Source organism: Roseiarcus sp., from assembly GCF_052145395.1.
Lineage (GTDB): Bacteria > Pseudomonadota > Alphaproteobacteria > Rhizobiales > Beijerinckiaceae > Roseiarcus.
In genome coordinates this window covers 1-5,183 of record NZ_JBKQOT010000301.1, presented here as the reverse complement: position 1 = coordinate 5,183, position 5,183 = coordinate 1, and the positions used below count along the sequence as shown (strand labels likewise).

The following is a 5,183-nucleotide window of genomic DNA, read 5'->3' as shown; positions in this document are numbered from 1 at the left end:
CTGAGCAGCTCGATCGAAGCTTTAGCGTCCCCTCGCCACGCCGAGGTCGATCACGTTGCTCGGCGCCGGTTCGCCCGAGGCGATCTCAGCCAGCCGGGCCTGTCCGCGTGCGCGGCCGTGTCTTCGGCAAATATTTGGACACGGCTCGGCTCGGGCTAAGCCGCTGGCTATAAGCCTCTGATATCATTACGGATGCAATTGGACGGCGATTGAATGTGACGGCTTCAGGAAGGCCGTCGCGGCGCTCCAGCGCCGGCCACGCCGCTGATTGACCTCGAAATAGTCGGAGCCCTCGTTGTCGCCGCGGTTGAAGTCGCGGACTTTCGGGATGCCGATCTCGACACCCGCGTCGCGGACCGCATCGAGGATCGGCCAGGCGATACGCGGCCGCTCGACCCGCCATTCGCCCCCAACGCCATGCAGGTCCGACGCTCCGGCATGGTGGTCCTCGTGGCGCAGGAAATAGGGCAGGACGTCGTCCCACCCCCAGCCGTCGAGGCCGAGCTGGCGCCAGCCGTCATAGTCGGCCGCCTGCCCGCGCATGTAGATCATGCCGTTGATCGCCGAGCACCCGCCCAAGACCTTGCCGCGCGGATAGGCGATGACGCGGCCGTTGAGGCCGGGCTCGGCTTCGGTCCTGAACATCCAGTCGGCGCGCGGGTTGTTGATTGCGTAGAGATAGCCGACCGGGATGTGGAACCAGATCCAGTCGTCCTTGCCGCCCGCCTCAATCAGAAGAACGCGCCGCAGCCGGTCGGCCGTCAGCCGATTCGCAAGCACGCAGCCGGCCGAGCCCGCTCCAACGACGATAAAGTCGTAGGTCTCGACCTCGCTCATGGCGCCACAGCCCAGCAGGCGACCTCGCGCCCGTGCTTCCTCTCGACCGGCGGCTTCTCGACCCGGCAGCGGTTGAAGGCGAGCGGGCAGCGGGGGTTGAACGGACAGCCCGGCGGCGGTGCGATCGGCGACGGCGGCTCGCCGGTCAGCAGGATGCGTTCGCGCTTGGCGGTCGGGTCGGCGACTGGCGTCGCCGAAAGCAGCGCCCGCGTGTAGGGATGCTGGGGCGCGTCGAAGATCGCGTCGCGAGAGCCCGTCTCGACCGCGTGACCAAGGTAGACGACCATGACCTCGTCGGCGATGTGGCGCACCACCGACAGGTCATGCGAGACGAAGACATAGGCGAGCCCGAATTCGTCTTTCAGGCCGGCCAGCAGGTTCAGCACCTGGGCGCGGATCGACACGTCGAGCGCGGAAACCGGCTCGTCGAGAACCAGGATCTTCGGCCGCAGCACCAGCGCGCGCGCGATGGCGATGCGCTGCCGCTGGCCGCCCGAGAACATGTGCGGATAGCGGTGGTAGTACTCCGGCCTCAGGCCGACCTTGGCCATGATCGCCAGCGCCGCCTCCCGACGCTCGCCCGCGCGCATGGCCGTGTTCACCAGCAGCGGCTCCTCGAGCGCCTTGCCGATGGTCTGGCGCGGGTTCAGCGAGCCGTAGGGGTTCTGGAACACCATCTGGATCTCGCGCCGAAGGCGGCGGCGCGTGGGCCCGCTCGCATGGGCGACGTCCTCTCCGTCAATCATGAGGGCGCCGGCGGTCGGCGCCTCGATCAGCGTGAGCAGCCTTGCGAGCGTCGACTTGCCCGAGCCGGACTCCCCGACGACCGCCAGCGTCCGGCCGGCCTCAAGCGAGAAGGATACGCCGGCCAGGGCCTTGACCGTCGCCGGCGGCCGGAACGCGCCGCGCGAGACGGAATAGTCGCGCGCCAGGCTTTTGGCTTCGAGCGCCGCGGTCATGGCGCCGCCTCCTGAAGCGGGCTCGGCGCGGGGACGCCATGGGTCAGCGGCGTGTGGCAGAGCGCGGCGCCGAGCTCCGGACCCGCGCGGCCCGGGGCGAGCCGATGACAGGCCTTAAAAACGAAGGCGCAGCGCGGCGAGAACAGGCAGCCTTTCGGCCGGTCGAACTGCCCCGGCACGACGCCGGGAATAGCGGGCAAGCGCTGTTGCGTCGCCCGCTCCGGCAGCGCGGCGAGCAGGGCCGCAGTATAGGGATGGTGCGGATCGGCGAACAGCGCGCGCGTGTCGTTCGCCTCGACCTGCTGCCCGGCGTACTGGACGATCACCCGATCCGCCGTCTCGGCGACGACGCCCATGTCGTGGGTGATGAGGACCAGCCCCATGCCGTTGTCGCGCCTTAGCCGCAACAAGAGATCGAGGATCTGCGCCTGAATGGTCACGTCGAGGGCCGTGGTCGGCTCGTCGGCGATCAGCAGCTTCGGGCGGCAGGCGAGCGCCATGGCGATCATCACGCGCTGGCTCATGCCGCCCGAAAGCTGGTGCGGAAAGGCGCGCGCCCGGCGGTCGGGATCGGGAATGCCGACCTCGGCCAAGAGTTCGACGACGCGCGCCCCGCGAGCCTTGCGGGCGAGGCCGAGATGGGCTTTCAGCGTCTCGCCGATCTGGAAGCCGACGGTGAAGCAGGGGTTCAGCGACGACATCGGCTCCTGGAAGATCATCGCCATGAGATCGGCGCCGTCGAACGCCATCCGGTCGGCGGTGACGGCCGCGGTTCGCGGCAGAAGGCCCATCACAGCAGCATCGCCACCGACTTGCCCGAGCCCGATTCGCCGACGATCGCCAGCACCTCGTTGCGGTCGACCGCGACGTCCACGCCGTCGACCGCGGTGAAGGCGCCGTGCCGGGTGGCGAAGGAGACGGTGAGGTTGCGGATGTCGAGGAGAGGCATAGTCACCCCCGCCGCATCTTCGGGTCGAGTGCGTCGCGCAGGCCGTCGCCGGCGAGATTGATGGCGACGACGGTAATGAGGATCGCCAGACCTGGCAGAGTGACGATCCATGGGTCGGAGCGGATGAACTCGCGTGAATCCGCCAGCATCGAGCCCCATTCCGGCGTCGGCGGCTGGGCGCCAAGGCCGAGAAAGCCCAGGCCCGCCGCCTCGAGGATCGCGTCGGACACGCCGAGCGCCGCCATGACGATGAGGGGCGCGAGACAGTTCGGCAGCACGGTCGACCAGGCGAGGCGGAACGGGCCGACGCCCGCCACCCTGGCCGCGGTCACGTACTCCTTGTTAAGCTCCCCGAGCGCCGACGCGCGCACCAAACGCACATAGCGGGGCAGGTAGACGATCGTCACGGCCACGATCGTGTTCGTCAGGCTCGGGCCCAGCACTGCGACGACAAGGATCGCCAGCACAAGACTCGGCACCGCCATGATCAGGTCCATGAGCCGCGTCACCGCGACGTCGACGACCGGCCCGGTCATCGCGGCGAGAAGGCCAAGCGCCGCGCCGATGACGAAGGACACGCTCATCACCGAAAAGCCGATGAACAGCGACACCCGCGCCCCGTAGATGAGGCGGGTGAGCATGTCGTGGCCATCGCCGTCCGTGCCGAGGACGAAACGCCACGACCCGCCCTGCTCCCACACCGGCGGTGCGCGCACCGCGTCGCGGAACTGCTCGATCGGCGAATGGGGCGCGATCAGGTTCGCCGTCAGCGCCAGCAGCAGCACCACCCCGAAGACCGCTATGCCGAAGACGGCGCCCTTGTTCTCTCGAAAGGCCGCCCAGAATGCGGACAGCGGCGACGGCTGGGCGAGAACTTCGGCGCCGCCCTCGTCGACCGCAGCGGGCTCGGAGACGGTGACGTCAGCGGCCATGAGAAATCCTCGGGTCGATCGCGCCGTAAATCAGATCGACAACGAGATTGACCAGAATGACGACCGCGGACACCAGCAGGACGCCGCCCTGAAGCGCCGGGTAGTCGCGCCGCCCAATCGACTCGATCAGCCATTTGCCCACGCCGGGCCAGGAGAAGATCGTCTCGGTCAGCACCGCGCCGGCGAGCAGGCCCGAAACGGAGAGGCCGATCACCGTCACGACGGGCAGCAGCGCGTTGCGCAGGGCGTGGACGCCGATGACGCGGGCCGGCGACAGTCCCTTGGCCCGGGCGGTGCGTACGTAATCCTCGCCGAGCACCTCCAGCATCGAGGAGCGCGTCATCCGCGCGATCACGCCGAGCGGCACCGTGCCGAGCACGATCGCCGGCAGGACGAGATGACGCAGCGCATCGAGAAACGCGCCCGGCTGGTCCGACAGGAGCGCGTCGACGGTCATGAAGCCCGTTGGCTGGTCGAAGTAGTAATTGATGAGGTCGATGCGGCCGGACACCGGCAGCAGCCCTAGCCTCACCGAGACGAACATGATGAGCAGCAGGCCCCACCAGAAGATCGGCATCGAGTAGCCGAACAGCGAGATCGTCATCAGCGCCTGATCGAACACGCTGCCGCGCTTCACTGCCGCCATCGCGCCCGCCGGCACGCCGACGAGGACGGCGAACATCATGGCGAAGAACGCGAGTTCCAGGGTCGCGGGAAAGAGCGTCAGGAACTCAGTCAGAACTTTCTGTTGCGTCGACAGCGACACGCCGAAGTCGCCATGCAGCAGCTTCCAGACGTAGTCGAGAAACTGCTTCCATACCGGCTGGTCGAGGCCGAGTTCGTGACGGAAGAAGGCGAGCCGTTCCGGCGGCATGCCGTGCTCGCCGACCCGGACCTCCACGGGATCGCCGGGCACGAGCCGGATCGCGATGAACGTGAGGAACATCAGCGCCAGAAACGTGGGAATCGTCAACGCCAAGCGGCGGAGGAAATAGCCGAGCATGGGCGGGTCCGGAGCGTCGGGCCCCGCCTCACGCGGCGGAGCCCGAACCGGCCTTACTGAATATCGACGCCTTCGAACGCATGCGTGCCGAGCGGGCTCTGCTTGTAGCCGGTCACATTGGCGCGCGTGGACTCAAAGACGACCGAGTGGGCGAGAAGCAGTTCCGGCGCGTCGTCGTGCTGGATCTCCTGCATCCGCTGATAGATCTTGGCGCGCTCGGCCTGGTCGGGGATCGTGCGGGCCTTGACCAGCAGGTCATTGAACTCGGCGTTGCACCACTTGGGGATATTGTTCTGGGCGGCCTTCCCGTCGGGGCAGCTGAGCAGGAAGAAGAAGTTGTCCGGATCGCCGTTGTCGCCGGTCCAGCCCATCTGCCCGGTCACGTCCTCGGCGTTTTGGAGGCGCTTGCGATATTCGCCCCACTCGTAGGTCTGGAGCTTGGCGTTGACCCCGATCTTGGCCAGATCCGCCTGCATCATCTCGCCGATGCGCTTGCCGTTGGG

4 protein-coding genes and 2 pseudogenes are annotated in these 5,183 nt (G+C 67.9%); all 6 read right to left on the bottom strand.

The genetic code is table 11. The annotated features are described in order from the left end of the window. Positions 1-216: 216 nt before the first annotated feature. A pseudogene (locus tag ACLP25_RS10125) lies at positions 217-837 on the bottom strand (GMC family oxidoreductase); the annotation flags it as partial. Beyond that, entirely contained in the window at positions 834-1,796 is a 963-nt protein-coding gene (locus ACLP25_RS10120; protein ID WP_442469067.1) for a dipeptide ABC transporter ATP-binding protein, read from the bottom strand. The pseudogene ACLP25_RS10125 and the gene ACLP25_RS10120, both read right to left, overlap by 4 nt. Further along, positions 1,793-2,745, bottom strand: a pseudogene (locus ACLP25_RS10115) (ABC transporter ATP-binding protein). The gene ACLP25_RS10120 and the pseudogene ACLP25_RS10115 overlap by 4 nt, the downstream one beginning before the upstream one ends. Positions 2,746-2,747: 2 nt before the next feature. Beyond that, a complete protein-coding gene (locus ACLP25_RS10110; protein WP_442469066.1) occupies positions 2,748-3,677 on the bottom strand; it encodes an ABC transporter permease subunit in 930 nt (309 codons plus the stop codon). Beyond that, complete coding sequence (locus ACLP25_RS10105) at positions 3,667-4,680, bottom strand: ABC transporter permease subunit (protein WP_442469065.1); 1,014 nt, start codon at positions 4,678-4,680, stop codon at positions 3,667-3,669. Before ACLP25_RS10105 ends, ACLP25_RS10110 begins: the two co-directional genes overlap by 11 nt. 53 nt (positions 4,681-4,733) lie before the next feature. Continuing rightward, positions 4,734-5,183: ABC transporter substrate-binding protein (locus tag ACLP25_RS10100; RefSeq protein WP_442469064.1), on the bottom strand; the 450-nt coding region annotated here is incomplete at its 5' end.

What these genes read in the sequence shown, in the direction of transcription:
- ACLP25_RS10120 (WP_442469067.1), bottom strand. Translation starts at nt 1,796, where the DNA reads ATGACCGCGGCGCTCGAAGCCAAAAGCCTGGCGCGCGACTATTCCGTC.
- ACLP25_RS10110 (WP_442469066.1), bottom strand. Translation starts at nt 3,677, where the DNA reads ATGGCCGCTGACGTCACCGTCTCCGAGCCCGCTGCGGTCGACGAGGGC.
- ACLP25_RS10105 (WP_442469065.1), bottom strand. Translation starts at nt 4,680, where the DNA reads ATGCTCGGCTATTTCCTCCGCCGCTTGGCGTTGACGATTCCCACGTTT.